The 20,573-nt window shown below is 65.4% G+C and carries 23 protein-coding genes; 20 read left to right on the top strand and 3 right to left on the bottom strand.

Translation table 11 applies throughout. The annotated features are described in order from the left end of the window. Window positions 1-62 precede the first annotated feature (62 nt). The 11 genes from PMI15_RS17030 (at window position 63) to PMI15_RS16980 (ending at window position 11,078) form a co-directional block, all read left to right on the top strand. Window positions 63-1,376: a GTP cyclohydrolase II gene (locus PMI15_RS17030; protein ID WP_007871787.1), complete on the top strand. Its 1,314-nt coding sequence runs from the start codon at window positions 63-65 to the stop codon at window positions 1,374-1,376. Continuing rightward, a complete protein-coding gene (locus tag PMI15_RS17025) occupies window positions 1,369-2,661 on the top strand; it encodes a URC4/urg3 family protein (RefSeq protein WP_007871786.1) in 1,293 nt (430 codons plus the stop codon). The genes PMI15_RS17030 and PMI15_RS17025 overlap by 8 nt, the downstream gene beginning before the upstream one ends. 65 nt (window positions 2,662-2,726) lie before the next feature. Beyond that, on the top strand, window positions 2,727-3,371 hold the full coding sequence (gene upp / locus PMI15_RS17020; RefSeq protein ID WP_007871785.1) for a uracil phosphoribosyltransferase: 645 nt from the start codon (window positions 2,727-2,729) through the stop codon (window positions 3,369-3,371). Window positions 3,372-3,548: 177 nt separating this feature from the next. Further along, complete coding sequence (locus PMI15_RS17015; protein ID WP_007871784.1) at window positions 3,549-4,559, top strand: BMP family protein; 1,011 nt, start codon at window positions 3,549-3,551, stop codon at window positions 4,557-4,559. A gap of 24 nt (window positions 4,560-4,583) precedes the next feature. Then, on the top strand, window positions 4,584-5,546 hold the full coding sequence (locus tag PMI15_RS17010; RefSeq protein ID WP_007871782.1) for a 5'-methylthioadenosine/S-adenosylhomocysteine nucleosidase: 963 nt from the start codon (window positions 4,584-4,586) through the stop codon (window positions 5,544-5,546). A gap of 1 nt (window position 5,547) precedes the next feature. Beyond that, complete coding sequence (locus PMI15_RS17005; RefSeq protein WP_007871781.1) at window positions 5,548-5,991, top strand: VOC family protein; 444 nt, start codon at window positions 5,548-5,550, stop codon at window positions 5,989-5,991. Window positions 5,992-6,165: 174 nt separating this feature from the next. Next, window positions 6,166-6,795 carry an alpha/beta fold hydrolase gene (locus PMI15_RS17000; RefSeq protein WP_238541144.1) on the top strand — a complete coding sequence of 210 codons (630 nt, stop codon included), beginning with the start codon at window positions 6,166-6,168 and terminating at the stop codon, window positions 6,793-6,795. After that, window positions 6,792-8,339: an ABC transporter ATP-binding protein gene (locus PMI15_RS16995; RefSeq protein ID WP_007871779.1), complete on the top strand. Its 1,548-nt coding sequence runs from the start codon at window positions 6,792-6,794 to the stop codon at window positions 8,337-8,339. The genes PMI15_RS17000 and PMI15_RS16995 overlap by 4 nt, the downstream gene beginning before the upstream one ends. Next, window positions 8,336-9,406 carry an ABC transporter permease gene (locus tag PMI15_RS16990; RefSeq protein ID WP_007871778.1) on the top strand — a complete coding sequence of 357 codons (1,071 nt, stop codon included), beginning with the start codon at window positions 8,336-8,338 and terminating at the stop codon, window positions 9,404-9,406. Before PMI15_RS16995 ends, PMI15_RS16990 begins: the two co-directional genes overlap by 4 nt. Beyond that, window positions 9,403-10,335: an ABC transporter permease gene (locus PMI15_RS16985; RefSeq protein ID WP_007871776.1), complete on the top strand. Its 933-nt coding sequence runs from the start codon at window positions 9,403-9,405 to the stop codon at window positions 10,333-10,335. Before PMI15_RS16990 ends, PMI15_RS16985 begins: the two co-directional genes overlap by 4 nt. Further along, entirely contained in the window at window positions 10,335-11,078 is a 744-nt protein-coding gene (locus PMI15_RS16980) for a GNAT family N-acetyltransferase (RefSeq protein WP_007871773.1), read from the top strand. Before PMI15_RS16985 ends, PMI15_RS16980 begins: the two co-directional genes overlap by 1 nt. Before the next feature lie 4 nt (window positions 11,079-11,082). On the opposite strand, the gene PMI15_RS16975 is transcribed toward PMI15_RS16980, so the two are convergent. Then, entirely contained in the window at window positions 11,083-11,892 is an 810-nt protein-coding gene (locus PMI15_RS16975; protein WP_007871771.1) for a hypothetical protein, read from the bottom strand. Between the two features lie 61 nt (window positions 11,893-11,953). Between PMI15_RS16975 and PMI15_RS16970 the strand changes: the two genes are divergently transcribed. From PMI15_RS16970 to PMI15_RS16945, 6 genes are all read left to right on the top strand, one after another. Continuing rightward, on the top strand, window positions 11,954-13,231 hold the full coding sequence (locus PMI15_RS16970) for an amidohydrolase family protein (RefSeq protein WP_007871768.1): 1,278 nt from the start codon (window positions 11,954-11,956) through the stop codon (window positions 13,229-13,231). A 99-nt stretch (window positions 13,232-13,330) separates the two neighbouring features. Beyond that, the gene (locus tag PMI15_RS16965) at window positions 13,331-14,080 is read left to right on the top strand and encodes a 2-keto-4-pentenoate hydratase (RefSeq protein WP_007871767.1); all 750 of its coding nucleotides are present in this window, start codon (window positions 13,331-13,333) and stop codon (window positions 14,078-14,080) included. Window positions 14,081-14,126: 46 nt separating this feature from the next. Continuing rightward, window positions 14,127-14,336: a hypothetical protein gene (locus PMI15_RS16960; RefSeq protein WP_007871765.1), complete on the top strand. Its 210-nt coding sequence runs from the start codon at window positions 14,127-14,129 to the stop codon at window positions 14,334-14,336. Window positions 14,337-14,378: 42 nt separating this feature from the next. Then, complete coding sequence (locus PMI15_RS16955; RefSeq protein ID WP_007871763.1) at window positions 14,379-14,615, top strand: hypothetical protein; 237 nt, start codon at window positions 14,379-14,381, stop codon at window positions 14,613-14,615. A gap of 154 nt (window positions 14,616-14,769) precedes the next feature. Beyond that, on the top strand, window positions 14,770-15,042 hold the full coding sequence (locus PMI15_RS16950; protein ID WP_007871761.1) for a YkvA family protein: 273 nt from the start codon (window positions 14,770-14,772) through the stop codon (window positions 15,040-15,042). A 37-nt stretch (window positions 15,043-15,079) separates the two neighbouring features. Beyond that, window positions 15,080-15,754 (top strand): alpha/beta family hydrolase, encoded by a 675-nt coding sequence (locus tag PMI15_RS16945; protein WP_007871760.1) that lies wholly within the window; start codon window positions 15,080-15,082, stop codon window positions 15,752-15,754. Window positions 15,755-15,792: 38 nt separating this feature from the next. Here PMI15_RS16945 and PMI15_RS16940 read toward each other — a convergent pair whose 3' ends face one another. Beyond that, window positions 15,793-17,214 (bottom strand): DUF2867 domain-containing protein, encoded by a 1,422-nt coding sequence (locus PMI15_RS16940; protein WP_007871759.1) that lies wholly within the window; start codon window positions 17,212-17,214, stop codon window positions 15,793-15,795. Between the two features lie 21 nt (window positions 17,215-17,235). Further along, a complete protein-coding gene (locus tag PMI15_RS16935) occupies window positions 17,236-17,559 on the bottom strand; it encodes a metalloregulator ArsR/SmtB family transcription factor (RefSeq protein ID WP_007871758.1) in 324 nt (107 codons plus the stop codon). A gap of 150 nt (window positions 17,560-17,709) precedes the next feature. Here PMI15_RS16935 and PMI15_RS16930 point away from each other — a divergent pair, with 150 nt between their 5' ends. The 3 genes from PMI15_RS16930 (at window position 17,710) to PMI15_RS16920 (ending at window position 20,572) form a co-directional block, all read left to right on the top strand. Continuing rightward, window positions 17,710-18,165: an EVE domain-containing protein gene (locus tag PMI15_RS16930; RefSeq protein WP_007871756.1), complete on the top strand. Its 456-nt coding sequence runs from the start codon at window positions 17,710-17,712 to the stop codon at window positions 18,163-18,165. 455 nt (window positions 18,166-18,620) lie between these two features. After that, window positions 18,621-19,697 (top strand): tripartite tricarboxylate transporter substrate binding protein, encoded by a 1,077-nt coding sequence (locus PMI15_RS16925; RefSeq protein WP_007871754.1) that lies wholly within the window; start codon window positions 18,621-18,623, stop codon window positions 19,695-19,697. A 374-nt stretch (window positions 19,698-20,071) separates the two neighbouring features. After that, window positions 20,072-20,572 carry a hypothetical protein gene (locus PMI15_RS16920; protein ID WP_007871753.1) on the top strand — a complete coding sequence of 167 codons (501 nt, stop codon included), beginning with the start codon at window positions 20,072-20,074 and terminating at the stop codon, window positions 20,570-20,572. Window position 20,573 lies beyond the last annotated feature (1 nt).

Genomic DNA, 20,573 nt, shown 5'->3' with positions numbered 1-20,573 from the left:
CAGGCAGCGGGCTTGTCAAGCCCGGCACGCATGGCTACATTGGTTTTTTTGAAGGATACGCAATGCCTGCTGAAGTTGCCGCCCCGTCTTCCGGCGCACCTGGTTCTTCCCCGGGAGCTGCGCCCGCCGCCTCCAACACATCGACCTCCCACATCCGGCTGACCTCGCACGCCGGCGGTTCCGGCGCGATACCCATCCACTGGGGTGCAGCCACCCCGGCCGAACGCGGCCCGGTGGTCGGCACCACCACCAAGCGCAGCCACCGCAACGTCATCGGCACGCACAGCGGCTCCTACAGCGTCTACCGCGCGCTCGCCGTCGCCTCGGGCGCACTGTCGGCCAAACACAAGGCCGACCTCACCAACACCTCGCCCACCGACGTCATAGGCCCCTACCCGCAGTGGAGCGAATCCGGCCGCATCGCCGCCATGGACCCCTGGGGCGCCACCGTGGCCGACGTCTTCGCGGCCGAGCTGGCCGCGGGCTACGACATACGCCCCACCATCGCGGTGACGCAGGCCCACGTGATCCTGCCCGAGGTCATCGAGGCCCTGCAGTCCGGGCGCCTCAAGGCCGACGGCAAATACCTCACGGCCGGCGGCGCGGCCGTGGTCACCAAGGTTGCGGTCGAGCCGGTCTGGTACCTGCCCGAGGTCGCCCGGCGCTTCGGCTGCAGCGAGACCGATCTGCGCCGCGTGCTCTTCGAGGAAACCGGCGGCATGTACCCCGAACTCGTCACGCGCAGCGACCTGGAGGTGTTCCTGCCGCCTATCGGTGGCCTCACCGCCTACATATTCGGCAAGCCGCGCGACCTGGCCAATCCCGAGATCGAACTCACCGCCCGCGTGCACGACGAATGCAACGGCTCGGACGTTTTCGGCTCCGACATCTGCACCTGCCGCCCCTACCTCACGCACGCCATCGAGGAATGCATACAGGGCGCGCAGCGCGGCGGCGTGGGCCTGGTGGCCTATTTCCGCAAGGAAGGCCGGGCGCTGGGCGAAGTCACCAAATTCCTGGTCTACAACGCGCGCAAGCGCCAGGTCGGCGGCGACACCGCCGACCAGTACTTCGCCCGCACCGAATGTGTGGCCGGCGTGCAGGACATGCGCTTCCAGGAGTTGATGCCCGACGTGCTGAGTTGGCTGGGCATACGCAAAATCCACCGGCTGGTCTCCATGAGCAACATGAAATACGACGCCATCACGCGCGCCGGCATCGAGGTTGTCGAGCGCGTCAACATCCCCGAAGGCCTGATCCCGGCCGACGCCCAGGTCGAGATGGACGCCAAGATGGCCGCCGGCTACTTCACGCCCGGCGCCGTGCCCGATGCCGAGGAACTCAAAAAAGCCAAGGGCCGGGGGCTGGATGCCTGAAGCCAACACGCCACCGGCCAACGCCACCTACACCATCGCCGGCAACCTGCGCGGCATAGGCGCCGCCGCCGAGCTGCGCTCCACCGCCACCATACGCACGCGCGCACGCGCCCTGCTTGAACGCGCGCGCCGCGGCGAATCGGCCTGGTTCAGCGTCAACGACGGCGCCATGGCCACCGCCGCCAGCCTGGTCGCCGAAATCACGCGCGCCCGCTACCCCAACCTGGAGATTCCCTACCACTCGCGCTGGCGCCACTTCGAGGCCGGTGGCATCAAACGCCCCGCGATGCTCAATGAGGCCCTGGCCTCCGCAACGCCGGCCGGCCGCGCGCGCGCGCAGATCGACCTGGCCCTGGTCAGCGTGCTGCTGGACGCCGGCGCCGGCCCGCAGTGGCGCTACCTTGAAGCCCCTGAGGGCGAGCGGCCCGGCTGCGAATACAGCCGTTCCGAAGGCCTGGGCGTGGCCAGCTTCCATGCCTTTATGGCCGGCATGTTCTCCAGCGACCCGCAGTACCCGCTGCAGGCCGATGCCGCCGGCCTCAAGGCCGTCACGGCCGAACAGCTGGCCGCCGCCTTCCAGGTCAGCGAGGGCAACCCGCTGGTAGGCCTGGAAGGCCGCGCGGCGCTGCTGCGCCGCCTGGGCCAGGCCCTGCAGGACCAGCCCGCACTCTTCGGCCCGCGCGGCCGCCCCGGGCATTTGTTTGAAGTGCTGGTACTGCCCGGCAAAAACACCGTCGAGGCGCATGAGCTGCTGTCCATACTGCTGACCGGCCTGTCGTCCATCTGGCCGGCGCAAAACATGCTGGGCAACATCCCGCTGGGCGACTGCTGGCGCCACCCTGCGGCCGGCGAGGCCGACAGCGGGCCCAGCCAGGGCTGGATGCCTTTCCACAAACTCTCGCAGTGGCTCACCTATTCGCTGCTCGAACCCTTTGAATGGGCCGGCGTGCAGGTCAACGGGCTGGACGCCCTGACCGGCCTGCCCGAGTACCGCAACGGCGGCCTGTTCCTGGACGCCGGCGTGCTGCTGTTCAAGGACCCGGCCCAGGCCCAGCGCCTGCACCAGGCCGGTGACGAACTCATTGTGGAATGGCGCGCGCTGACCGTGGCCCTGCTGGACGAACTCGCGCCCATGGTGCGCGAGCAGTTAGGATTGACGGCCGAACAGATGCCGCTGGCCCGCGTGCTTGAAGGCGGCACCTGGGCCGCGGGGCGCGCACTGGCACAGCAATTGCATCAGGGTTTGCCGCCCCTGAACATCGAAAGCGACGGCACGGTTTTCTGAGATTTTTCCGAAATTTTTTCTCTGGAAACCGGGCAAGGCACACGAACGAAGAGGCATACACACACATGACGACCACCCGCAGCGACAAAGTCCACCTGGTAGACCACCCCCTGGTGCAGCACAAGCTCACCCTGATGCGCCGCAAGGACGCCTCCACCAACACCTTCCGCACCCTGCTCAACGAGCTCAGCATGCTGATGGCTTATGAGGTCACACGCGACATGCCCATGCAGGACATCGAGATCGAAACCCCGCTCGAAAAAACCACCTCCAAAGTCATAGACGGCAAGAAGCTGGTGTTTGTCTCCATCCTGCGCGCCGGCAACGGCATCCTCGAAGGCATGCTCAGCGTGGTGCCCGGCGCGCGCGTGGGCCATGTCGGCCTGTACCGCGACCCGAAAACCCTGACGGCCGTCGAGTACTACTTCAAGATGCCGCACGACATGGAAGAGCGCGACATCGTCGTCGTTGACCCCATGCTGGCCACCGGCAACTCGGCCATCGCGGCCGTCGAGCGGCTCAAGGAACTCAATCCCAAGTCCATCAAGTTCGTCTGCCTGCTGACCTGCCCCGAAGGCATCAAGGCCTTGCAGGCCGCGCACCCCGATGTGCCCATCTACACCGCCGCCATTGACCGCGAGCTCAACAGCCACGGCTATATCCTCCCAGGCCTGGGCGACGCAGGCGACAGAATTTTCGGAACCAAGTAAATGAACACCCCTGTCGGACGCTCACTGCGTGTAGCGCCTTCTCCCCTTGCAGGGGACTGCGCCAGCGGCCCGGCAAAGCCGGTTCCGCGGCCTCGGCTTGAAAAAGCGGGAGCCGGTGACCTCTTGATTTCTTGCCGCTGTTTTTCCTGAACTGAACCCACCAACCCGGAGAGTCCCATGTTTCAAGCCGCCCGTTTCAAGCGCCGCCAGCTCGTCCTGCTCGCCACCGCCACCGCTGCCGCCCTCGCCCTGCCCGGTCTGGCATTCGCCCAGGCCAAGACCAAGGTCGCCGCGCTCTACACCGTGCCGTTTGAACAGCAATGGGTCAGCCGCCTGCACAAGGCGCTCAAAGCCGCCGAGGCCCGCGGCGAGATTGAATACAAGGCCACCGAGAACGTCTCCAACGCCGACTACGAGCGCGTGATGCGCGAATACGCCACGGCCGGCAACACGCTGATCGTCGGCGAGGCCTTTGCCGTCGAGGCCGCGGCCCGCAAGGTCGCCAAGGATTTTCCCAAGGTCTCCTTCCTGATGGGCTCGTCGGGCAAGCCGCAGGCGCCCAACTTCTCGGTGTTCGACAACTACATCCAGGAGCCGGCTTACCTCACGGGCATGATTGCCGGCGGCGTGACCAAGAGCAACAAGATAGGCATGGTGGGCGGCTTCCCGATTCCCGAGGTCAATCGCCTGATGAACGCCTTTATGGCCGGCGCGAAGGAAACCAACCCCAAGGTCGAGTTCAGCGTGAGCTTCATCAACAGCTGGTTTGACCCGCCCAAGGCCAAGGAAGCCGCCTTCGCCATGATCGACAAAGGCGCCGACGTGATGTACGCCGAGCGCTTCGGCGTCAGCGACGCGGCCAAGGAAAAAGGCAAGCTGGCCATCGGCAACGTCATCAACACCCAGGACAAATACCCCGACACCGTGGTCGCCTCGGCGCTGTGGAACATGGAGCCCAGCATTGACCGCGCCATCAAGCTCGTCAAGGAAGGCAAGTTCACGGCCGAGGATTACGGCCCGTATTCGATGATGAAGCACAAGGGCTCCGAACTGGCTCCACTGGGCACCTTCGAGAAGAAGGTGCCCGCGGCCATCGTCGCCAAGGTCAAGGCCAAGGAAAAAGACATCCTCGACGGCAAATACACCGTCAAGGTCGATGACAGCCAGCCGAAATCGACTGCCAAGTAAAACCTGAACCCGGAAGCACGCCGTATGCATGACCTGTTTTGCCTGCGGCGCGTGCTTCGGTCCAGGCTGGCGGCTTTTTTCATCGCCGGGCTGCTGGCGCTGGGCCTGGCCGGTTGCGCCACCTCGTCGGCTGTCGGCACCCCGGTGCGGCTGGACGACACGCCGCGCATCGCGGTGATCTCGGCCTTCGAGCCCGAACTCACCCTGCTGCTGCGGCAGCTGCAAACACCGGCCCGGCACCGCATCAACGGCGTCGAGTTCAGCACCGGCACGCTGCAGGGCAAGCCGGTCGTGCTGTTTCTCTCCGGCATCAGCATGGTCAACGCGTCCATGAACACCCAGCTCGTGCTGGACCGCTTCAACGTCCAGGCCATCGTCTTCAGCGGCATCGCCGGCGGCGTCGACCCCAGCCTGCACATCGGCGACGTCAGCGTGCCGGCCCAGTGGGGCCAGTACCTCGAGGTGCTGATGGCGCGTGAAACCGCGCCCGGCCGCTACACCATCCCGCCGCGCATGGAAGCCCAGACCCTGGCGCCCTTCGGCATGCTGCACCCGCGTCCCGTCGAAACCCGCACGGCGGCCAGCCCGGCGCCTGTGCGCAAGTTCTGGTTCGCCGTCGACCCCAGGATGCTGGAAACGGCCCGCGGCCTGGGCTCCATCGCGCTGGAGTCCTGCAAGGCCGGCGTCTGCCTCACGCACAGGCCGCAGCTCCGGGTCGGCGGCAACGGCGTCTCCGGCCAGGCTTTTGTCGACAACGCCGCCTTCCGCGAATACACCTTCAAGACCTTTGGGGCCAATGTGCTCGACATGGAAACCGCCGCCGTCGGCATGGTGGCCTATAGCAACAACGTGCCCTATATCGCCTTCCGCTCCCTCAGCGACCTGGCCGGCGGCGGCGAAGGCGCCAATGAAATGGTCACCTTTATGGGTATCGCCGCCGACAATTCGGCAAAAGTGCTGCTGGCGTTTCTCGCAGCCTGGAAATAGCATGCCCGAACTCACCGGGATCGACCACATCTACATTGCCGTGAGCAACATGGCAGCGTCGGAAGTGTTCTACGACAAGCTCATGCTCAAGGCGCTCGGTTGCCGCAAAAATACCTTCACGATTGGCGAGGACCCGCACATCCAGTATTTCAACCGCCACTTCGGTTATGTGCTGCGGCCGGCCCGCTCGCAAACCGGGCACGACGCGTATTCGCCTGGCCTTCATCACTTCTGCCTGCGCGTAGACAGTGTCGAAGACGTCGCCGAATGCGCGCGGCTGCTGCAGGCCTCGGGCATCAACGCCAGCGAACCGCACAACCACAGCGAATACGCACCGGACTATTGGGCCACCTTTTTCACGGACCCCGACGGCCTTCGCCTGGAGATCACCAACTACCGCCAGGAGCGGCGCGACCGGCATGACCATTGGGCATCCCTCGGCTGAGCATCCGCAGTCCCCCGGTGCCGCCGCCCCTGCTGATCTGAAAGCCACGTTGCCAAACCTTACTTCTTTCGGATGACCGCGCCCTTCCACCCTGTTCTACGGCTCGTCTTGCTGCCCGGAATGGATGGCACGGGAGATTTGCTGGCGCCATTGGTCAACGCACTGGCGCCATCCATGCAAGTCGAAGTCGTCCGCTACCCTGGACATGAGGCGCTGGGCTACGACGACCTGCACACATTCATCCTGGCGCGCATGACCACAGCGCCATTCGTATTGCTGGGTGAATCTTTTTCCGGGCCTTTGGCCATTTCCATTGCAGCCACCCGGCCGGCCGGTTTGCGTGGGGTGATCCTGAGCTGTACTTTTGCGCGAAATCCCCGCCCCGCCTTTTCCTTTGTCTCTCATTTTGTGGACAACTGGGTGTCCCGGAAAATCCCCCCGCATATGTTGACCCGCCTCGTCAGCCCTTTTTTGCTCGGTAGATTTGCCTCTACCCCGCTGAGAAGCGCTCTCGAGCAGGCACTTCGGCAGCTTTCGCCGCAAGCTATGGCCAGGCGGGCCCAGGAGGTTCTTCGTGTGGATATGAGGGACAAGCTCAAACTACTCCGCGTACCGGTGATGTATCTGCAAGCGACACAAGACCACGTGGTTCCTGCTTCTGCTGCTGAATCGCTGAGACAAGATCTCCCCGCCATGGAGATTGTGAAACTAAGAGGGCCGCATTGCCTCTTGCAAGTCTCGCCGGCTCCTGCCGCATTGGCCATTCAGTCGTTCTGCGGCAAGCTGCGGCCCGCCGCATCATGAGCGCCCCCGTCCTTCGCCTCACCGGCATCACCAAACGCTTCGGCCCGCTGCTGGCCAACGACGCGATCTCGCTGGACCTGCATGCCGGCGAAATCCTCGCGCTGCTGGGCGAGAACGGCGCCGGCAAGTCCACGCTGGTCTCCATCCTGTTCGGCCACTACACGGCCGACGAAGGCAGCATAGAGATCTTCGGCAAGCCGCTGCCGCCCGGCAACCCGCGCGCGGCACTCGATGCCGGCATAGGCATGGTGCACCAGCACTTCACGCTGGCCGACAACCTCAGCGTGCTCGACAACGTGATGATGGGCAGTGAGCCGCTGTGGCAGCTGTTCTCGCGCCGCGCCGCGGCGCGCGCCAGATTGCTGGCCGTGGCGCAGCGCTTCGGCCTGCCGGTCTCGCCGGATGCCAGGGTCGGCAGCCTCTCGGTCGGCGAGCGCCAGCGTGTGGAGATCCTCAAGGCCCTGTACCGCGGCGCGCGCATCCTGATCCTCGACGAACCCACGGCCGTGCTGACGCCGCAGGAAAGCGAGGCGCTGTTCGACACCCTGGGCCAGATGGTGGCCCAGGGCCTGTCCATCATTTTTATCAGCCACAAACTGACCGAGGTGCTGCGCGTCTCGCAGCGCGTGGCCGTGCTGCGCGCGGGCAAGCTCGTGGCCCAGGCGCCGGCCGCCGGCACCAGCCAGGCCCAGCTTGCGCAGTGGATGGTCGGCCATGCCGTCGCGGCCGCCCAGCGCCGGCCCGCGCCGGCCACGGGCGCGGCGGTCTGCACGCTGGACGCCGTCAGCACCGCCGACGCCGGGCGTGACCGGCTGGACGGCGTCTCGCTGCAGCTCAAGGCCGGCGAGATCGTCGCGATTGCCGGCGTGTCGGGCAACGGCCAGCTCGCGCTGGCCGAGCTGCTGTGCGGCATGCGCCAGGCCAACCGGGGCACGGTCAGCCTGCAGGGCCGGCCCATGAAGGCCTCCCCCGCCTGGCTGGTCACGCAAGGCGTGGCGCGCATCCCCGAAGACCGGCACGGCGTGGGGGTGGTCGGCGACCTCTGCGTCTGGGAAAACGCCGTGTCCGAGCGCCTGCGCAGCCCGGCGTTTTCGAAGGCGCTGTGGGTCAAACGCCAGGCCGCGCAAGCGCATGCGGCGCGCATCGTGCGCGAGTTTGACGTGCGAGGCGGCGGGCCGCAGACAGCTGCGCGTTCGCTCTCGGGAGGCAATATGCAAAAGCTGATCCTGGGGCGCGCCCTGGTTTCTTCCGCCACGGAAACCGCGCCGCAGCCACCCCAGCTCATCATTGCCCACCAGCCGACCTGGGGCCTGGACATAGGCGCGGTCGCTTATGTGCAGCAGCAGCTGATTGCCGCGCGCGACGCCGGTGCGGCCGTGCTGGTGATTTCCGACGACCTCGACGAGGTCATCGCGCTGGGCGACCGCGTGGCTGTGATGCACGCGGGCCGGCTCACCGAAGCCTTGCCCGGCGAAGCCTGGACGCGCGAGGCCATAGGCCTGGCCATGGCGGGCGCCCAAGGCGCCCACGAGGCACAGCCATGAGACTGGAAAAACGCACCGAGACTTCCAGGCTCGCCCTGCTGCTGGCCCCCATCGCCGCGATCGCCTTCACCCTGCTGGTCAGCGCGCTGCTGGTGCTGTGGGCCGGCGCGCCGCTGGGGCAAACCTACAGCCTGCTGTTCAAGGGCGGTTTTGGCTCGGTCTTCGCGCTCAGCGAAACCCTGACCCGTGCGATTCCGCTGATCCTCACCGGTTTGGCCGCCACCGTGGCCTTCAAGGCGCGGCTCTTCAATATAGGCGCCGAAGGCCAGCTGTATGCCGGCGCGCTGGCCGCCGTGGCCGTGGGCGGTCTGCATGGCGGCACCGGCTTTGAGCTGCCTGCCTGGCTATTGTTCGGCCTGATGATGCTGGCCGCCGCATTGGCCGGCGCCCTGCTGCTGCTCGGGCCGGCGCTGCTGAAAGCGCGGCTGGGCGTCGACGAGGTCGTCACCACTTTGCTGCTCAATTTTGTGATGCTGCTGTTTGTCTCGGCCATGCTGGACGGCCCCATGAAAGACCCGACCGCCATGGGCTGGCCGCAAAGCGTGGCGCTGGTGGGCGAGCTGGAGCTGTCCAAACTGATTGAGCAGACGCGCATCCACACCGGCCTGTTCTGGGCCCTGGGCCTGGCCGTGGCACTGTGGGCCTTGCTCAAGTACACGGTGCTGGGTTTTGACATACGTGCCATGGGCGCCAACACCCGGGCGGCGGCCTTTGCCGGCGTGCCCGTCACCCGTACCGTGGTGCTGGTCGCCCTGCTCTCGGGCGCGCTCGCCGGCCTTGCCGGCGCCATCGAGGTGGCCGGCCGCACCAGCTATGTCACCCTGGACATGTCGCCCGGCTACGGCTACACCGGCATCGTCATCGCCATGCTGGCCGCGCTCAACCCCCTGGGCGTGGTCGCCGCCGCCGTGTTTGTGGCCGGCGTGCTGGTGGGCGCCGACACCATGAGCCGCGCCGTCGGCGTGCCCACTTATATCGCCGACGTGATCGTTGCGGCTTCGCTGATTTCGGTGCTGGTGGCAACGCTGATGACGCAGTACCGGGTGGTGTTGGGACGCAAGCCATGACCGATATGCTTGACATATTGACGGCCGCCCCCTTCTGGATCGCAGTGTTGCGCATCGCCACACCGCTGATCCTCGGCACCCTGGGCGTGCTGCTCTGCGAGCGCGCCGGCGTGCTCAACCTCGGCATCGAAGGCATCATGGTCGCGGGCGCTTTCAGCGGCTGGCTGGCCGTCTACGCCGGCGCGCCGCTATGGCTGGGCGTGATGGTGGCCGCGCTGACCGGCGCGGTATTCGGCCTGCTGCACGCATTCCTCACCGTGGGCCTGGCGCTGTCGCAGCATGTCGCCGGCCTGGGCATCACGCTGCTGGCCACCTCGCTGAGCTATTACGGCTACCGCGTGAGCTTTCCCAAGGTCGACACACCGCCCACCGTCACGCCCTTCGCGCCCATGCACTGGCTGGACGGCACGGGTTTGAGCGTGCTGGCCGCGCAAACCCCGCTCACCCTGCTGGCCCTGGCCCTGGTGCCGCTGGTCAGCTGGCTGCTCTACCGCACGCCGGCCGGCCTGGCGATACGCATGGTCGGCGAGAACCCGCAGGCCGCCGAAGGCCAGGGTGTTTCGGTCGCAGCCACTCGCACCGCCGCCATCGTCGCCGGCTCGGCCCTGATGGGTGTGGCCGGCGCCTTTCTCACGCTGTCGGCTTTCAACGCCTTTTTCTTCAACATGGTCAACGGCCGCGGCTGGGTGTGTGTGGCGCTGGTGGTGTTCGCCTCCTGGCGGCCCGGCAAGGCGCTGCTGGGCGCCTTGCTGTTCGCGTTTTTTGACGCGCTGCAGCTGCGCCTGCAAACGGCCGGCCTTGTTAACGTGCCCTACCAGATCTATTTGATGCTGCCCTATTTGCTGTCCATCCTGGCACTCGTGCTGGTGGCGCGCAAGGCGGCGTATCCTCAGGCGCTGATGAAACCTTATCGCAAGGGAGAGCGTTGATGCGCAGCCGCCAACCGGAAAGCACCGACCCGGCTTTCCTCAATGAAAAAACCGCCCGCAAACAGGCCGAACGCCAGCTGCTGCTGGACGCCCTGGCCGGCGGCCTGGACGCCGCGCCCATTGCCTGGGCGCCCGGCAATGCCACCGTCATCGCGCCGGGCCTGCTGGCCAGCCCGCGCCTGCAACTGCGCCCCTGGAAGGACGCCGACCGCGACCCCTTTGCCGCCATGACGGCCGACCCCGAGGTCATGCGCCACTTTCCGGCGCCGCTCAGCCGCGCCCAAAGCGACGCCTGGATAGACCGCATGAGCCGCAAGATCGAGGAGCGCGGCTGGGGCTTCTGGGCCATGGACTACCTGGCCGAAGGCGCGGCGCCACAATTCGCGGGCTTTACCGGCCTGCACATTCCCGACCCCGAACTGCCTTTCGGCCCCTGCGTGGAAGTCGGCTGGCGGCTGGCGCAGCGCTTCTGGGGCCTGGGCCTGGCCACCGAGGCGGCACGCCTGTCCTTGCGCGCCGGCTTCGAGTCCCTGGGCCTGCAGGAGATCGTCGCGATGACCACGCTGCGCAACACCCGCTCGCGCGCCGTCATGCAGCGCCTGGGCATGCAGGAAAGCCCTGGCGACGAATTCGACCACTGGGCTTACCCCGCGGACAGCCCCGAGCGGCGCTGCTGCATCTACCGCCTGCCCCGCGCGCGCTGGTCCGCGGATCTGCATGCCCCTCAGCGTGCAGAACGATAAAAACTCAGGCCCGGCCCTCCAGCAGCGCCTCGCGGATGGCCTGCTCCAGCGGCCAATGGGTGCCCTCCTTGCGCTCCAGCTCAAGCGGTTCCCGCGGCAGCAGGGGTGGCTGCGCCATGAAGCGCGGCTCTGTTCCGTGATGAGGCTGGGCCGAATGCACGGTAAAGGGATGGCACAGGTACACCGTGCCGGCCGGGCCGACAGCCAAGGCCGTGTCGCAGTCCGCCGTATCGTCGAAGCCGTCCACCAGCAGCTCGCGCAAGGACAGGCCTTCGTCCCCGGCGTCCTTAAGGCGGCGCGCCATGATGCGATGCGAAGCGACACGAATGCGTGTAGGTGCATCCTGCGGCCCCACATCCGAAAACAGGAACAGCATCAGCAACGCCCGTCCGCGCGAATGCAGGTTGATACGCCACGAAAAGAAGTCCGACGGATCGCTATCCTTGCCGGCAAAACTCATGTCCAGATGCCAACCCGCATCGCCCGGATCATCCGGCGACGGGAAACGAACCGGGAAGGTGCCCAAACTGCCGCGCGGCAGCCAACGGCCGGGTCCGACCAGCAGGTCAAAGGCGCCGTGCAGCACCGCTGTGTTGGCGGCCTGCGCAAAGGGCGCCTGGGCATAGTCGCCAAGGCGCACCACCGGCCGCGTCCAGGTGCTGCGGTCCCGCGGATCGCAGCCTGTGTCACGCCAGAGAATCTCGCGGCCGGCGGCAGCCAATTCGCGCGGGAAGGCATGGTTGATGCGCAAATAGCCATCACGGATGAAGGTTTGTGCGGCGTCCGCGGGCAATCCGGTCTGCATCTTTTCCATCAGGTCTATGCTACACAGCAGATACCTGCCCCGTGACAACCGTTGTTTGAGGCCCCACGCCATGCTCGACCTTCTCATCACCAACGCCACCCTGCCCGACGGCCGCACGGGTATCTCCATCGCCGTGCAAAACGGCCAAATCACCGCCGTTCAAGCCGGCCTGCAGGCACCGGCCCACGAAACCATAGATGCGGGCGGCTACCTGCTCAGCCCGCCCTTTGTGGACCCCCATTTCCACATGGACGCTACGCTGAGCTACGGCCTGCCGCGCGTCAATCAAAGCGGCACGCTGCTGGAAGGCATCGCACTGTGGGGCGAGCTCAAGCCGCTGCTGACGGCCGAAGCCCTTATAAACCGCGCCCTCGCCTACTGCGACTGGGCCGTCGCCAAGGGCTTGCTGGCCATACGCAGCCACGTCGACACCAGCGACCCCAGCCTGCTGGCCGTCGACGCGCTGCTGGAAGTCAAAAAACAGGTCGCGCCCTATATAGACCTGCAACTGGTCGCCTTCCCGCAGGACGGCGTGCTGCGCAGCCAGGGTGGCGTCGACAACCTCAAACGCGCGCTCGACAAAGGCGTGGAGGTGGTGGGCGGCATCCCGCACTTTGAACGCACCATGGCCGACGGCGCCGCCAGCGTGACATTGCTCTGCGAGATCGCCGCCGAACGCGGCCTGCTGGTCGACATGCACTGCGACGAGTCCGACGACCCGCTCTCGCGCCACATCGAAACCCTGGCGTTTGAAAGCCAGCGCCTGGGCCTGCAGGGCCGCGTCAACGGCAGCCACTGCACCTCCATGCACAGCATGGACAACTACTACGTCTCCAAGCTGCTGCCCCTGATCGCCGAAAGCGGCGTCAGCGTGACTGCCAACCCGCTGATCAACATCACGCTCCAGGGCCGCCACGACACCTACCCGAAACGCCGCGGCATGACCCGCGTGCCCGAACTCATGGCCGCCGGCGTGAATGTCGCCTTCGGCCACGACTGCGTGATGGACCCCTGGTACGGCATGGGCTCGGGCGACATGCTCGAAGTCGCCCATATGGGCCTGCACGTGGCGCAGATGACCAGCCAGAAAGGGATACGCCAGTGTTTTGACGCGGTGACGGTCAACGCCGCCAGGGTCATGCACCTGCAGGGTTATGGCCTGGAGGTGGGATGCGACGCGAGTTTTGTGCTGCTGCAGGCGCGCGACCCGGTGGAGGCGATTCGGCTGCGGGCGAACCGGTTGAAGGTGTGGAAGAAGGGGCAGCTGCTGGCGCAGACGCCTGAGGTTTCCACCGAGTTGCGGCTGCCGGGGCGGCCGGCCATGATCGGCTTTATGGTCACCCGCTAGGCCCCTGGCCTGCCGGACAGAGCGGCCCGTGTATTACATCTTCAAGGTAAAAAAGCAAAACCTCAGTTTTACCTTGAAGAAACCAGGCCGCGAACCTGCATGACTCCCCAACAAACCGCACAACTGCTGATAAGCGCCAGAACCGGCGGCCCCGCCGCGCCCTGGCGCGACATCCTCCCCGCCGACCGCGCCGGTGCCTACGCCATCCAGGACGCGACGCTCGCAGCCATTGGCCCCATCGCCGGCCGGAAGGTGGGCGCCAAAAGCCCGCAGGCCGAACCGCATTGCGCACCCCTGCCCGCCTCGGGCATCCACGCCTCAGGCGTGACGCTCACAGGCCCTGCCTGGCGATGGCGCTGCATGGAGGTCGAAGTCGCTTTCCGGCTGGGCCGCGACCTGGATCCCCAGGGCAGGCTGTTACCCACCGAGGAAGTGGCGGCGGCCTTTGACGCGGTATTGCCGGCCATGGAAGTGGTGGAAAGCCGGCTGGCGGAGGGCCACGTCGCCGACCCGCTGGCCCAGCTGGCCGACCTGCAGTGCCATGGTGCGCTGGTGCTGGGCAGCCCGTCGACGCTGGCGCCCGCGCAGGTGGACTTGCGCATGGTGGAGGCCTCACTGAGTTTTAACGGTACCGTTGCGGCCCACACCCGCGGCGGCAATCCGGCGCAAGATGCCTGGCGCCTGCTGGCATGGCTCGCCCTGCATTGCGCCCAGCGCGGCCAGCCGCTTCGCGCGGGCCAGATCGTGACCACCGGCTCATGCACAGGGATGCTGAACGCCCCGCTGGGCGTTCCGGTACGTGGCGAGGTAATGGGGGTCGGCGCGGTCGAATTGCGCTTTGAACCTTAGGTGCAGGTCGCCAGTAAAGCCAATAAAGTCAGCAAAGAGGTAGCTTATGAATTCATCCACTGCCCATGCCGAGCTCATCGCCACTTTCAGGAAGGCGGAGGCCGAGGCGGCCCACAAAGCCGGATTGATCAAAACGGTCGCGACAAAAGGACCCAAGGCGATCCAGATGGCCGTCGAGACGGCAGACAAAGCCGCAAAACGCAGGGATGCCTACGCCAAAAAGCTCGCGGCGCTGGGGGTGAGTCTCAAGAATTAGCGCTACCCGGTTGCGGATAATCGGGATTTGGAGAGAAACGCGATGAACCCGGAAACAGAAGAAGCAGACGAACCCGAACCGATTGAGGAATACGTCCCAGGCGTCGCCAACGGCAGGCACTACATGGCCAGGCTGTGCCATCTGCCTGACGGTCCCTGGTACATCGATGTTGTCCACGTTGAATCGCTGCCGCCCTTGCACGACAGCGACAGGACCTGGCCCACGCGCGATGAGGCTGTACAGGCGGCGGACAAGCTGGTGGCCGATCTGGCGCACTGACTTCCCCTCACCCCCTTCCTCCGCTGGGGGAAGGAGCAAGAACGAACAAGCCGCACGAATGTAACGCCCGGCCAATGCCCTTGCAGCCCGTGCAAGCAGCACCATCTGGATGCCAGCGGCCCGCCGGGCCTGCACCTTCACCCAAGGAGCTTTCATGTTCAAACGTCTGACCCTGCTCTGGGTACTGATACGCGGCGATGCACGGCGGCTGTGGACGGCCTTGCGCCACCCCGAAGCACCCGCCTGGCTGAAATGGGGTACCGCGGCCATTGCGCTCTACCTGTTCTCACCCATTGATGTCATCCCCGACATCCTGCCCGTCATCGGCATTGCCGACGACTTGGTCCTGGTTCCACTGGCGATCCGCTGGCTGCTGAACCGCCTGCCGCCCGGGATCGCCGACCCTGCGCCAAAACCCCGGGTATGAGTTGTAATGGGCGGCACAATCCAGCCCGCTTCCATTGATGTCGACACACCCCATTTCATTGGCCATCACGCTGCCTTCCGGCGGAACCACTTCCGGCCTGCTGCAGGCACCCGTCAACGCCAAGGCTTGTTATGTGTTTGCCCACGGCGCCGGCGCGGGCATGGACCACCCCTTCATGGAGGCGATTGCCCAGGGCCTCGCGGAACGCGGCATCGCCAGCTTGCGCTTCAATTTTCCGTTCATGGAACAAGGCTCCAAACGCCCGGACGCCCCCGCCCTTGCACATGCGGCGATCCGCGCGGCGGTCGCCGAAGCGGCACGACATATGCCGGGTGTGCCGCTGTTTGCCGGCGGCAAGTCCTACGGTGGGCGCATGAGCACGCAGGCGCAGGCGGCCGAGCCCTTGCCTGGCGTAAAAGGCATTGTGCTGCTGGGCTTCCCCCTGCACCCGGCCGGCAAACCCTCCACCGAACGCGCCGCTCACCTGGCGGACGTCAAGCTGCCCATGCTTTTTCTGCAGGGCACGCGCGATGCCCTCGCTGATCTGGGCCTGATCACGCGGACCACGGCCAAGCTCGGCAACAAGGCCAGCCTGCATATCGTGGAGGGCGCCGACCATGCCTTCCATGTGCTGGTGCGTTCAGGCCGCGCCGATGTGCAGGTGCGCGAGGAACTGTGCGACACCACGGCCGCGTGGATGGCGAAGCGCTAGCGTTGCAACAGGGTCATCAACGACCGGACGATGGCACCTTAAGCCGTCACCAGTTTGGCGGGTACAGCCGGCTCTTTCTCCTGAACCACTGCATATTCCACCGCCAGCCTCAGCATGGTGGGTGTGACGTAGTGGCGATGCACGTAATCAATCGCCGCCATGTAAAAGCGGCCGAAGAAATTCTTGCAATGAACCCGGGTGCCCAGCATCACGTCCACATGGTGTTTGTCGACGATTTCCACGCTCACGCAAGACCGGAACAGCAAATGTTTGTCGTTGGCGCCCAGGATGACCTGCGCCTTGCTGTCGCCGGCATTGGTGCTTTGGCCCAGCACCGGATAGCGGTTGACGAACAGGTTGCTGGTGTCGGGTGACAGCAGCGAGGACACCGGGCAGCCCAAGGGCGACGTGCGCAGGCCCAGGGGTTTGACCAGCACGTTGCGCAGCGCCATCAGGTTGGACACACCGCTGGGTGCGTTGAGCATAAAACCCTCGAGCACCGCGGCCAGCAGATTCGCGGCGCTGGTGTTCCCGAAGTTGGTACCGGTCACGCGCAGTCGAAAAGTGTCTTCATGATGGACTCGCAAGCCGCTCAGTTGCTCCAGCAGCAAGGAATCGGCCGGTGGGCTGCTGAGCTCTTTCACGCTTCGGGCGGATCCGCCATGCGACAGGAAGCCCGAGGCCCCTTTCCACGAACCCCACAGGCCCCTCATCACACCCGCGCCGCTGCGCACGGTGTTGCAGACCACGCGATGGAAGGTTCCGGGTGGGGCGTCCAATGACAAGGTGGTGGTCGGCACGGCATCGGCCTTGAAGTCCTTGGCCTCAAGCAGCGCTTTCACCGCATCGGGCAACAGCTCCGTCAACGAAGGGATGCTCGCCTTATTGGCCAGCACATCTTCTTTCAAAGCCTCCGACAAATTGCCTCCCAACTCATTGGTATGGCAAGACAAGGCAAAAAACACCGGGTGCAGGGAGTTGCGCGAAAGCGGAGAAAACTGGTGCCAGGTTTCACCGCCAAAGCGCACGGTGAACAGGCAGTCCGGCGGTATGTTCACAAAGCGCAGGGCGCGCATGAAGTTGTGCGGGTCTTCCTGGATCTGCTGCTCCGACGCGCTCGAAAAGCGCAACTGGGCCCCGCCGCTGCCCGACACCGCCGTGAAGATGCGGTGTCCCGCATGGCGATGAAACGGATGGCCCTTGGGGCCCACGACAAAGGAATACAGCGAGGTGGCGTCGCCTTTGGAGAAATCGGTGCCACCCAGTTTGGCCGAGGGTTCATCGAGCTCATCAACAAATGCGCTGTGCTGCCGCTGCCTGGATGCCACGCTGGCAAACAGATGATTGCCGGCGCCATGGCCTATCTGCGCAATCAGGGACACCTCGACGGCCAGGCCGCCCGATTCGGATGGAATGCGAACCGATGGAAACGTTTCAACCACCTGCGTGAGATTCAGCATGAGTCCCTCTCTTCTTGTTACTTACTTGGCTTTTTGTGTTTTGGCTGCGACGCGTTCCCGCTTCAAGGGCCTCGCGACCGGACAGAGTTCAAAGGCGTAGCCCGTGAGGCTGTTGACCAGGCTGTCGCCGTTGAGCTTGTAGAGCACAAACTGCCCGCTACGCTCGCTGCTCACCAGGCCGGCGTTTTCAAGCACCGAGAGGTGACGCGAAACCGCCGGCGTGCTCATGGCAAAGCGCTCGGCCAGCTCCGTGGTGCTGAGCTCTTTCTCGGTCAGGTAGGCCAGGATCTGGCGCCTGGGGCCCGAGGCGAGGGCTTCAAAGATTTTGTCGAGGGAGGCGGCCATCTGTTCGTTTACTTATTAACTTATTTGTTAATGACTTTATTCAAGAAGTTCTGCGCTGTCAAGCAGCCTCGGCTGCGGGATCGGCTTTTCTTTGCCCTGTCGATCCGCTAAGCTCTGCTCCGTCCCAATCCCTGGTATCAAGGCCACCCCATGACAAGCTACTGGCTCATGAAATCCGAACCCGAAGAGTGCTCGGTCGACGATGCACTCGCGGCGAAAAATTCGACAGTCCCCTGGGTCGGCGTGCGCAACTACCAGGCACGCAACTTCATGCGTGACGGGATGAAGGTCGGTGATGGCGTGCTGTTTTATCACTCGAGTTGCGCCGAGCCGGGCATTGTCGGCATCGCGCGTGTGGCGTCGACGGCCTACCCTGACCCCACGCAGTTCGACCCCAAGTCGCCTTATTACGACCCCAAATCCAAACGCGAAGAGCCGCGCTGGCTGCTGGTGGATGTGCAGGTCGTCAAGAAGATTCCCAACATCACCTTGCCGGAGTTGCGCGCGCGGCCCGAGCTCGAAGAGCTCATCATCCTGCGCAAGGGCAACCGGCTGTCGATCACGCCGGTGGAGCCTAAGCACTGGAAGGCGATTGTCGGGCGCTAGCCAATAGTTCTCCAGCCCGCGCAGCGCCAGCAAACCAATGGCTTAGGGCACAAAAAACCCACGCAGCTCCTCGCGCTTTCGCGCGTGACAAACACACAACAGCGCGGCCGCAGCCTAACGCGTCACTGTCATTCCTGACACCGGCCGCCCGGGGCCGGCATTTCGTCTGTATACATAGCGTTTCGGAACGCCGGCCCTCCCCGCCCACGCCCCTTTTGCCGCCAAACCCTGTCAGGGCTAACAGGTTGACCGCTGCACGGGCCGCTCAACACAATGGTTTGCATCACAGGGCGGGATCACAGCGAGGGGAGCGAGCGCCGGGCGGCCCGCAGCATTGGCTGCGGGCATGGCGGCGCGGGCAGGCAGCCGGGGAGCGGCGCCCCGCCAAAATTCGTCTGGAGTCCCTGGGTCCCACAGCGGTCTGGTTTCTTCTTCACTCCAACAGAGGGCTTCTCATGACACGACTTCTCTCACGGCGCGCGCTGCTCATCACCCAGGCATTCCTTGCGGCGGCATCGTCCGGCGCCTGGGCCCAGGCCAATCCCCCTCAAGGCAATGCGGCCAGCGGCAAGCTGGCACTCGCCAAGCCCGCGGCCGCGAAGCCCGCCGCCGCGGCGCCGGTGGCCATCGAATGGCCGACCAAACCGATACGCCTGCTGATAGGCTTTCCGCCGGGTTCGGTGCAGGACTTGTCGGCGCGCTCCATCAGCGAGCAGCTGTCAAAAACCCTGGGCCAACCGGTGATTGTGGAGAACAAAGCCGGCGCCTCGGGCATCATCGCGGCCGACCAGGTGTCCAAGGCGACCGATCTGCACACCTTCGGCGTGATGAACAACAGCCAGCTGACCATCGCCAAGCTGCTGAACCCGATGGCGCCTTACGACCCGGCCGTGGACCTGGCGCCCATCGCGCTGATAGGCACGACGCCCATGGTGATGGTGGTGAGCAATTTCGCGCAGGGCACCACGCCCCAGGAGTGGCTGACCTGGCTGCGCAACCAGGGCGACAAGGCCAATTACGGCTCGCCGGGCGCGGGCACGCCGGGCCACCTGGGCATGGAATTGATCAAGAGCCGCAGCGGCGGCCTGGGCGTGATGCATGTGCCCTACCCCGGCAACCCGCAGATCATCACCGCCATGCTGGGCGGCCAGCTGCAGGCGGCGCTGCTGCCGCCGGGCCTGGCGATGCAGCAGGTCAAGGCCGGCAAGATGAAGGTGATAGGCGTGACCTCGGAGCAGCGCAGCATGCTGGCGCCCGAGCTGCCGACGCTGCGCGAGGTGGGCATCATGGGCGCGGACATGGAGCTCTTCACGGCGCTGGCCGGCCCGGCCTCGCTGCCGGCCGCGGTGCGCGACAAGCTGGGCGCGGCGGTGATAGACGCGCTCAAGACCGGCGACACACGCCAGCGCCTGATCACCGTGGGCTGGCAGCCGGCGCCCTCCACGGCCGAAGGCCTGCGCACCCGCATGCGCGCCGACACGCGCAACCTGGGCGGCATCATCATGCTGCGGGGCATCCGGGCGGACAGCTGAGCAGACCTTGTTTTAACCTGTGCTACCTGCGGATCCATTCAGATCCGCGGATGCCTTGTGTTTATTTAATCTGTGTAAATCTGCGTAATCTGCGGATGATTTATATCCACAGATAGCGCACATTGGCGAAAACAAGACAAACGAGAAGCGGCCACGTCCGCAGATGCCCTGTTTCCAAGCCGCGGCAGCTGGGGACACATTCAAATCCGCAGATGACGCAGATTTACGCAGATTGAAACAAAACATCTGCGGATGATTCATATCCTGGATGGCGCAGATTTACGCCTGCTTTACCGCGACACTACAAGCTGGACGCGCAAGCGTTTTGAAATAGCCGGGCGCGGCCCAGGCGCAAACCATCACAGGAAAAGGATATGCATATTTCATCGGCACACTGGCGGGCGGGGGCTGCCGCCCTGCTGCTGGCGGGTTTGGCTTGCGCCAGCCATGCCCAATACAGCACCGGGGGCCCGTACAACACCGGGGGCGCGCGCCCCCATCGCCCCGGCGAGGCCCAGGCCGAAGGCCCGCAGGCGCCGCGCACCCAGTCGCGCTGGGAGCAGGTCAGCCGCCGGCTGTTTGACCTGCGGGTGGCGCTGCAGATCACGCGCGAGCAAGGCCCGGCCTGGGAGAATTTCCGTGGGCGTTTCCTGGACATGGCGACCAGCGGCCCGGCCGGCCCGCGCATCGTGGACGAACAGACCGCGAAAGACGCCTTCCAGTACCTGCTGGCCGACGCGCAAAGGCGCTCCAACATGCTGGCGACGCTGGATGCCACCGCGCAAGTGTTGCTGGCCCAATTCAGCCCCGAGCAGATGCAGATCGCCGACCGGGCGCTGCCCGGGCTGCTGGCGGACTATGGCGGCAGCCGGTAAG

The organism is Polaromonas sp. CF318 (genome assembly GCF_000282655.1).
Lineage (GTDB): Bacteria > Pseudomonadota > Gammaproteobacteria > Burkholderiales > Burkholderiaceae_C > Polaromonas.
The sequence above is the reverse complement of the archived record's forward strand: the minus strand, read 5'-3'. Positions and strand labels throughout refer to the sequence as shown.

Coding starts and splice junctions, on each gene's coding strand:
- PMI15_RS16930 (WP_007871756.1), top strand. CDS start 17,710: ATGACAAGCTACTGGCTCATGAAATCCGAACCCGAAGAGTGCTCGGTC.
- PMI15_RS16925 (WP_007871754.1), top strand. CDS start 18,621: ATGACACGACTTCTCTCACGGCGCGCGCTGCTCATCACCCAGGCATTC.
- PMI15_RS17000 (WP_238541144.1), top strand. CDS start 6,166: ATGCAAGTCGAAGTCGTCCGCTACCCTGGACATGAGGCGCTGGGCTAC.
- PMI15_RS17025 (WP_007871786.1), top strand. CDS start 1,369: ATGCCTGAAGCCAACACGCCACCGGCCAACGCCACCTACACCATCGCC.
- PMI15_RS16985 (WP_007871776.1), top strand. CDS start 9,403: ATGACCGATATGCTTGACATATTGACGGCCGCCCCCTTCTGGATCGCA.
- PMI15_RS16945 (WP_007871760.1), top strand. CDS start 15,080: ATGTCGACACACCCCATTTCATTGGCCATCACGCTGCCTTCCGGCGGA.
- PMI15_RS16960 (WP_007871765.1), top strand. CDS start 14,127: ATGAATTCATCCACTGCCCATGCCGAGCTCATCGCCACTTTCAGGAAG.
- PMI15_RS16935 (WP_007871758.1), bottom strand. CDS start 17,559: ATGGCCGCCTCCCTCGACAAAATCTTTGAAGCCCTCGCCTCGGGCCCC.
- PMI15_RS17005 (WP_007871781.1), top strand. CDS start 5,548: ATGCCCGAACTCACCGGGATCGACCACATCTACATTGCCGTGAGCAAC.
- PMI15_RS16975 (WP_007871771.1), bottom strand. CDS start 11,892: ATGGAAAAGATGCAGACCGGATTGCCCGCGGACGCCGCACAAACCTTC.
- PMI15_RS16970 (WP_007871768.1), top strand. CDS start 11,954: ATGCTCGACCTTCTCATCACCAACGCCACCCTGCCCGACGGCCGCACG.
- upp (WP_007871785.1), top strand. CDS start 2,727: ATGACGACCACCCGCAGCGACAAAGTCCACCTGGTAGACCACCCCCTG.
- PMI15_RS17010 (WP_007871782.1), top strand. CDS start 4,584: ATGCATGACCTGTTTTGCCTGCGGCGCGTGCTTCGGTCCAGGCTGGCG.
- PMI15_RS16990 (WP_007871778.1), top strand. CDS start 8,336: ATGAGACTGGAAAAACGCACCGAGACTTCCAGGCTCGCCCTGCTGCTG.
- PMI15_RS17015 (WP_007871784.1), top strand. CDS start 3,549: ATGTTTCAAGCCGCCCGTTTCAAGCGCCGCCAGCTCGTCCTGCTCGCC.
- PMI15_RS16995 (WP_007871779.1), top strand. CDS start 6,792: ATGAGCGCCCCCGTCCTTCGCCTCACCGGCATCACCAAACGCTTCGGC.
- PMI15_RS16920 (WP_007871753.1), top strand. CDS start 20,072: ATGCATATTTCATCGGCACACTGGCGGGCGGGGGCTGCCGCCCTGCTG.
- PMI15_RS16950 (WP_007871761.1), top strand. CDS start 14,770: ATGTTCAAACGTCTGACCCTGCTCTGGGTACTGATACGCGGCGATGCA.
- PMI15_RS17030 (WP_007871787.1), top strand. CDS start 63: ATGCCTGCTGAAGTTGCCGCCCCGTCTTCCGGCGCACCTGGTTCTTCC.
- PMI15_RS16955 (WP_007871763.1), top strand. CDS start 14,379: ATGAACCCGGAAACAGAAGAAGCAGACGAACCCGAACCGATTGAGGAA.
- PMI15_RS16980 (WP_007871773.1), top strand. CDS start 10,335: ATGCGCAGCCGCCAACCGGAAAGCACCGACCCGGCTTTCCTCAATGAA.
- PMI15_RS16965 (WP_007871767.1), top strand. CDS start 13,331: ATGACTCCCCAACAAACCGCACAACTGCTGATAAGCGCCAGAACCGGC.
- PMI15_RS16940 (WP_007871759.1), bottom strand. CDS start 17,214: ATGCTGAATCTCACGCAGGTGGTTGAAACGTTTCCATCGGTTCGCATT.